The sequence below is a fragment of the Vibrio sp. Vb0667 genome (assembly GCF_033391095.1).
The window spans coordinates 1-1368 of sequence record NZ_JAWPOL010000189.1; the positions used below are offsets into that span (position 1 = coordinate 1).

Genomic DNA, 1368 nt, shown 5'->3' on the forward strand with positions numbered 1-1368 from the left:
GTTGGTGAGTTCGGTGGCAAGAGCAGTTAACGCCTGATTAAGCTCTAGGTGGTAAAAGGCTTGGTGTGTTTCAAAGAAGGCAGTACTGCAACACGATTCTTCCGTACGGGACTCTAACCATTGCGGCTTTACAAGAATATTAATCTTGTTGATCTGATTGTTTTCAATAAGCGAACGACGAAAGTTAGCAGGATGAATGAGATTCACCACCACGCCTTGAGGTGTATCACTTGCGTCGAGATCGAACTGTAGATCGTCGTAGCCGAAAGAGAGTTTTCCTTCGAGAAGAATGGTGATCAACAACGAAGCGTGCGCGGTAGAGACGATATTGGAGTCAACCAATTCAATGCAGCGCCCGCCATGCACAAAAATCTGGTCATTGTACTGATAAGACAAAAACTTCCCTTCGGCCAGTTGGGTCTGGCATGGTTGCCCTTGCGTCACAATTAACTGTTTTTCCGTGGCTTCCAGTTTTTGGGTCATAGCTATTTTGCCAAGTTTAGTTCGTTTGGCGGTGACTTCCTGCATTTGACGTTTCCTCATAACACTTGTGCGATTTCGCATAACTGAATCGCCTTTGTATTTATAAAACACCTGCTTATTATACCTGAGAATCATTATCATTAATATTTAGGAATGTACTTATGGAAAGCCCAGCTTGCTCATCAATCAAGCTTTCAAGCCTTTGCCTTGCAGTGGGAATAGCCTTGGCAAATCCCGTTTTAGCTCAAGAATCTGACTCTCATTTCGAAGAAGTCGTAGTATGGGGAACGAAAGTTTCCAGCAATACCGAATCGATGTTCGCAGACGATATGTCATTAAAGCAGGCCGATCATATGTCGGATCTACTGCGTGATATCCCGGGCGTTGATGTGGGTGGCACTCACTCAGTCAACCAGCGCATCACGATTCGCGGCTTGGGTGAGACTGACTTGGATATCCGTCTGGATGGCGCGTCACAACACGCGAGTATGTTCCACCACATCGGTAACTTAACGCTGAACCCCGATATTCTTAAGTCGGCAGATATTCAAGTGGGTAACAACTCAGTGACGCAAAATGGGTTGGGTGGTTCGGTGTATTTTGAAACCAAAGACGCACGCGATTTGCTTCGTTACGATGAAACTTTTGGCGCGCGTGTATACGGTGGTTTTGCATCTAACGACAACCAACAAGGCTCATTAACATTATACGGTTTGCTGTCAGAAAACGTAGATGCAATGGTTTATGGCCACTATGTGACGCGTGACGATTTCAAAGATGGAAACGGTGATAAGACGTTCGGCTCGGCAGGGGACGTTTACAACATTCTTGCGAAGCTTGGTTATGAGTTTAATGACATTCACCGCTTCGAACTTTCCTACGATA

Annotated in this window: 1 protein-coding gene and 1 pseudogene; one reads left to right on the plus strand and one right to left on the minus strand. The window is 45.5% G+C overall.

Annotated features, from left to right (window positions below; genetic code table 11):
* Positions 1 to 528: pseudogene (locus R8269_RS24510) on the minus strand (AraC family transcriptional regulator); the annotation flags it as partial.
* A gap of 116 nt (positions 529 to 644) precedes the next feature.
* On the opposite strand from R8269_RS24510, the gene R8269_RS24515 reads away from it, so the two are divergent.
* A partial coding sequence (locus R8269_RS24515) for a TonB-dependent receptor plug domain-containing protein (RefSeq protein ID WP_318222815.1) occupies positions 645 to 1368 on the plus strand: 724 nt, incomplete at its 3' end.